This is a genomic window from Vibrio sp. 1151_11, assembly GCF_029478525.1.
Classification (GTDB): Bacteria; Pseudomonadota; Gammaproteobacteria; order Enterobacterales; family Vibrionaceae; genus Vibrio; species Vibrio anguillarum.
This window is the reverse complement of the sequence record NZ_SHMN01000056.1, coordinates 1-5,145: the sequence shown is the minus strand read 5'-3', so window position 1 is coordinate 5,145 and position 5,145 is coordinate 1. Positions and strand designations below refer to the sequence as shown.

The following is a 5,145-nucleotide window of genomic DNA, read 5'->3' as shown; positions in this document are numbered from 1 at the left end:
GCTAGCTTCAGTGCTTCTGCTTTAAATTCAGCAGAATGGAGAATACGTTTTTTCTTGTTTGTCATGGTTCACCTCATTAGTGATTGTACTCACTTAATTAGGTGTCCAAAACTGGTGGTGCGGATCAGATAGAGTCTTTGCTAAGAAAAGACTTTCTGAACGACTCAACATTACCTGTTTTATCCCATAATTCCTGCTTGGTCACTGTACGAACTAAAGCCCTTTTCACAGCTTGAAACAACGTCCTTACAAAGGAGTAATCAACCCAAACAATGGTATCTACTCTGTTCCATTTTATTTCAGCAGTTCGGTTGTAGTTACCATCAAGAACCCAATGCTCGGCGCTTAACCTGTCAGCTAAATTAGCAAAGAACTCTTCATCTGAAGATTCTTGCCAATTGGGCTTCCAGAATATGGCATCCATTTCAACATAAGGGTACTTTAGCTCACTCGCAAGCTGGCGACTGAAAGTACTTTTTCCACTACCACTAGTGCCTATTACATTGATTCTTTTCATCGCATGACCTGATTTTTTGCCTTAGCACATAACGCCCAATTAAGGGGTGAACAACGCCTCCACCCAAACCTAAAGCATTGTGCCATAAACACTAAACTTGAAGTAGAAGCAAAAGTGCCAAGCGTTGAGAATCCCTCTTAAATTGCTTGTTAGGTTTTGGCTAAAATCGGACAACTTAGCCCATAAACTGCATGGTCAACAACTCGGCCATTCAAATTTTCAGCACGAGTTATGACGCCCTCCAATTTGAACCCTAAACGCTCACAAACATTTCGACTAGCTTGATTATCCGTCGCTGCTGATATTTGAACTTTTTGCATATTCAATTCTGTGAAAGCATAGTCGATAAGTCTCGATAGTGACTTACTGACGATACCTTTGCCTTGTAAATCACGGCGCAACCAGTAACCAATTTCAACTTTTTGTAAATCGTGATTGATAGTATTAAAGCTGATATTTCCTGCCACTTCGTTTTGGTACATCATCGCACAGACCAATGACTTGCCATCTGCATAATCATGTAATGACTTTTTGATAAAGCTTAGGAAGAACTCTTCATTTACAGCATGAGGTGGCCAAGCCAACCATTCACTTAAGTAGTCACGCTGATTTGAGACAATTTCGAGATATTCAGATGCAAATTTAGGCTCAACGAGGGCAAGTTCTAACCCCTCTTCAACTTCCACTGTAAACATAATTTTCCTCTTAAAAACCTAACGCCCGCTTAAGGGGCAGACAACGCTACTGCCAACTTACCGCATAACACCGTAATCACAAAAACCAACGCATAGTAAAAAAACCACGCGTTGGCTGTCCCTCTTGAAGCGTTTGTTATAGCGGTGCTTTAGTTGCCCATAGAAATATGATGCGTTGCACACAGTTTATTTCCTGCTGGATCGCGTAAATAAGCTAGATACATTTTTCTTTCTCCGCTTACCCTGAGACCTGGAGGATCTTCGCAAGCTACACCTCCATTAGCTAAGCCTGCTGCATGCCATGAATCTACTAACTCTGGGCTACTAACTTTTAAGCCAATTGTCATTCCATTACCATGAGTCGCCAGCTCTCCATTTATTGGCTTCGTAATTCCAAGCACACCATCTTTGTTTATGTAAAGACAGCGACCTTTAGCATCGATAACACCCGATGGATAACCTAAAACAGACAATATGGCGTCATAAAAAACCTTAGATTTTTCAATATCATTGGAGCCAATCATAATATGACTAAACATACTTGTTCCTTTTGTTGAGCAAAAATCGGGATTTACTTTGAAGCATCGATTGAGCAATGTCTAGGTTGAAATGTGAGATAAGCTATAACGCCCGGCTAAGGGGTTGACAACGCACCGCCGGACTCAAAAAACACACCGTAAACACTGAACTGCAATTTTGCACTAAAGTCGCCACGCGTTGGCAATCCCTCTTGAGCCGTTTGTTAGGCCAACCGATTGACAATGATACTTTCAAAACCAAGGAACAGGGCTTTTTACAAACTTAAAACTAACTAACCGATTCATTTATAAACTAAAACCCTAAATCAGCAAAGAAACCAAAAAATTCAAATTGAGCGATTTGGAAGAAAAGTGACGAGCGTAGCATGCTCGGCGGACGTTTGGATGCTGAAGGTTATTTCACCGATGAATTCACAGCGAAAAGCAACCCAACGCAATCAAGAAACAACAAATATGTGATGATTATTTATTGCTTAAGTTCAGCCTGAGAACATGGAATTTACCGCTCAATTCCAACTCGATTTAGCTGATAAAAACTCACTTTGCCTAACGCCCAATTAAGGTGCGACAACGCTATAATACCCAAGCTAAACTATTACACTGTAAACATAAAATTCAAATAGAAGTGGACTCGCTACGCGTTGGGAGTCACTCTTAAATTGTTTGTTATAGCGCTTGCTATCACGGATATTCGATGTTTCGGAGGCTATCAACAAAGATATTAAGGCTACTATCAACGCTCGCCACTTGATTAATTATTTTTATTTTTCTAAAAGGTTTACTTAATTTTTCGTACTCTTTAGAGCATTTTGATGCTGATAATTTTTTATGATGGCGAGAAATAACTTGCTCTAAACTAGTTGCACAACTTTTGGTTTTTTGATGTTTTACTTTCCTTGTATCTGGCTCGTAATGCTTGTACAACCAACATTCAAGAGAGTCTACACACACACCAAAAATTATTTTATCTTCAAAAGAAACATAAAAATTAGGATCACCTTTACCGATTTGTGAAATTAATCGTGCAATTATGGCATCAACTAACTTTTCTATAGTTAGTTCTTTGTTATTCTCATCAAAGCGTTTTACGTCAAAGCCCACTTCTTCGCATACATCGCTATCTATTTGAATAATCAAATATTCCGTATTAAGGACATCTTCTCTAAACCTTCGACTTTCTAAATATGAGAACAAAGATGTCCAACTACCATAACCCCTAATATCGTCTTCATCAGTAGCATCCTGATGAGGTTGGACAAATGTGATCTCTTGTTCTAAGTCTTCAATTTCATTGAATATTCCACAAAGAATATTTTGTATTGTAACTTGATCTGTTACACCTTCAGCTGCAATTCCAAAATCCACGATTAATTAAACCCTTTAGGTAAACCACCTAAATAACCACGTAAAAATGCTTCAGAAAACTTAATATCATCTCCATCAAGTGATTTAAATTCTTTTTTACTAGGTATATTTTTCACTAATGTATGACCTTTATTATTTCTCGACACAACAAATAATTTTTGATCTTCTTTTCGAATATTAAGTCCATCTAAAATTGCTGGGTTGTGTGTGGTTAGAAATATTTGTTTGTGATACTTCTCAGACAAGTCGACAAGAACTCGCATCAACTTGGTGCATAATTTAGGGTTCAATGATGCGTCAACATTGTCAATAGCAAACACTTTGGGGGTATCTTTTGATACTATTAAAGAGACATAAAATAAAACGAATAAAAACCCCTCATTTGCACTTCGTTGATCGATAATTGATGAAATATATCGATCACTAATTTCTATTTTATCGTTTGATTTATTGAAATTGCTAGGAATTTTAATATCTTTGTACCAGCCAAATAGATTAAGAGCTTTTTTTATATCTAATAATGCTTCTTCATCATTTTCATTTATCACTTTTAATAGCTTAAGCAGTCCAGCGCCATTAACTCCTAACGGTTCCAATTGCCCTTCTTCATAAAAGTTACGTAATGCTGAGTTTTCTGGAGAATATATAACAAAGTTTGAAAACCATTCTAGAGAAGATGTTTTTATTTCTCTTTTCGATAACCTTTTTGTCAAAATTTCTAATAAACTATCGACATCCTTTGATGGATTACGGGAATGTAAGTCTTCAAAAATTTCTTTAACTATATCTCTAGAAACTGGAAAACCTTTATTATAAGTCCATTTAGAATATGGCTCATTGTCATTTTCCAATGAGTACCTACAAGTCTCAGTATTATCCTCAGCCTTTATGGTGATGTCTATAGGGCGATTGCAGTTTGAAGTGTCAAAGTTAGATCTCATTAACTTTGAATTTGTTACTCTTATGCCTCGACTTGATAAGAAGTTATTATCAAGTTTATCAGCTTCAGCAGCTGAAGCTAGACATAATGCTTCAATTACATTGCTCTTACCACAACCATTTTCACCTATAAACAAGTTTACACGACCAAGTTCTAGGTTGAGCTTTTGAATTGATTTGTAGTTTTTTACATCAACAGCATTTAACATTTAGTATCTTACCCATTAAATTAGATCCCAAGGTTATGCAATTTTTCATAACTATCCTTGCGGTTTCATTTTACCACATCAAGGGGATAATCGTTATCTAGTATGACTAAAATTTCAAAATGTCTACTAAACGTGGGGTGCTCTGCGCTATAACGCCCTGTTAAGGTGTGAGCAACGCAACACCGATGTTTCCGCATACCACCTTAACCACAAAACCTAACGCATAGTAAAAATGCCACGCGTTGCGAATCACTCTTAAACAGTTTGTTAGGGCAATTTGAACCCCTTGCGCTTTTGAGATATTTTTTTCGAAAGCTCTAAGATGCCTATTTTGTCTCGCAAAGCATCAATTACAATACGAGCTGTAATTGCTCCTAAATAAACTCCAGAAACGATGCCTGTGATTAAAGGTGATAAGTTGAATATTTCTTCGGAACCCAATGCTTTAACATATGCCAAGTAGAGCATGATGATAGCTGGAACAATACCCAGTTTATCAACAATTCCAACAAGGAAACCTACCCTCGATTCTAAATACCTGATGCGATCCTCAAAGAGGACCTTAACGCAGTCTATGCTGTCATCACCGAAGGTTGAAATTTCTTCCGCGACTATATAGTCCGACCGATATCTTTCATTTATATCTTTTAAAGTTTCTTTTGTTGCACCCACAAAGAAGCGAACTGTAGAAATGAATGAGGACAATGAATACAGTACAAGAAATGCAAAAAAAGCAAATAACGATATGTAAGAGGGTATGCGCCCCATAATCCCACGGGGCGTTTTAATTTCAGTGTGAGACGTTCCAAGGCAGAAGAGAGTTAATATCAGGCTCTGGCTTTGCCAGTTCTTTCATACATTTGACCATGTAATCGTAGAGT

6 protein-coding genes and 1 pseudogene are annotated in these 5,145 nt (G+C 37.4%); 1 reads left to right on the top strand and 6 read right to left on the bottom strand.

The annotated features are described in order from the left end of the window. Positions 1–127: 127 nt before the first annotated feature. From EXZ60_RS18420 to EXZ60_RS18405, 3 genes and pseudogenes are all read right to left on the bottom strand, one after another. A pseudogene (locus tag EXZ60_RS18420) lies at positions 128–517 on the bottom strand (shikimate kinase); the annotation flags it as partial. A 149-nt stretch (positions 518–666) separates the two neighbouring features. Beyond that, positions 667–1,212, bottom strand: a complete 546-nt coding sequence (locus tag EXZ60_RS18415; RefSeq protein ID WP_277436119.1) for a GNAT family protein — start codon at positions 1,210–1,212, stop codon at positions 667–669. Between the two features lie 149 nt (positions 1,213–1,361). After that, positions 1,362–1,751 carry a VOC family protein gene (locus tag EXZ60_RS18405; protein ID WP_088729594.1) on the bottom strand — a complete coding sequence of 130 codons (390 nt, stop codon included), beginning with the start codon at positions 1,749–1,751 and terminating at the stop codon, positions 1,362–1,364. Between the two features lie 365 nt (positions 1,752–2,116). Between EXZ60_RS18405 and EXZ60_RS18400 the strand changes: the two genes are divergently transcribed. Next, the gene (locus EXZ60_RS18400) at positions 2,117–2,239 is read left to right on the top strand and encodes a hypothetical protein (protein ID WP_277436118.1); all 123 of its coding nucleotides are present in this window, start codon (positions 2,117–2,119) and stop codon (positions 2,237–2,239) included. Positions 2,240–2,432: 193 nt separating this feature from the next. On the opposite strand, the gene EXZ60_RS18395 is transcribed toward EXZ60_RS18400, so the two are convergent. The 3 genes from EXZ60_RS18395 to EXZ60_RS18380 all read right to left on the bottom strand — a co-directional run bounded on the left by EXZ60_RS18395 (position 2,433) and on the right by EXZ60_RS18380 (position 4,936). After that, on the bottom strand, positions 2,433–3,116 hold the full coding sequence (locus EXZ60_RS18395) for a hypothetical protein (RefSeq protein ID WP_277436117.1): 684 nt from the start codon (positions 3,114–3,116) through the stop codon (positions 2,433–2,435). 2 nt (positions 3,117–3,118) lie between these two features. Next, entirely contained in the window at positions 3,119–4,264 is a 1,146-nt protein-coding gene (locus EXZ60_RS18390; RefSeq protein WP_277436116.1) for an ATP-binding protein, read from the bottom strand. Between the two features lie 267 nt (positions 4,265–4,531). Then, positions 4,532–4,936 carry a hypothetical protein gene (locus EXZ60_RS18380; protein ID WP_138939270.1) on the bottom strand — a complete coding sequence of 135 codons (405 nt, stop codon included), beginning with the start codon at positions 4,934–4,936 and terminating at the stop codon, positions 4,532–4,534. Between the last annotated feature and the right edge of the window lie 209 nt (positions 4,937–5,145).